Here is a 211-nt window from a genome sequence, read left to right on the forward strand (position 1 = left end):
GTGCCGGTGGTTCCTGCTGTAAAACTCGTGGTCTTGGTGCCGCTGATTGAACAAACCGCTTGCACACCGATTGTTGGTTGCGTCGTGACCTTACTTGGTACGGTGTCACCAGAATACAGCTTGGTGATATTCAGTTGTGCTGCATTCGGGGCAGTCAAAGGATTCGTGATCGTCACCGCTTGTGATGCACTGATCGCTGTGCTGCTATTTA

The 211-nt window shown here is 51.2% G+C and carries 1 protein-coding gene; it reads right to left on the minus strand.

Features of this window, described 5'->3' with window-relative positions; all coding sequences use genetic code 11:
• Positions 1–211 (minus strand): hypothetical protein (locus tag KDM90_RS17780; protein ID WP_212676962.1); only part of this gene is annotated, 211 nt, incomplete at both ends.

This window comes from Affinundibacterium fentianense (assembly GCF_018139545.1).
Taxonomy (GTDB): domain Bacteria; phylum Pseudomonadota; class Gammaproteobacteria; order Burkholderiales; family Burkholderiaceae_D; genus Undibacterium; species Undibacterium fentianense.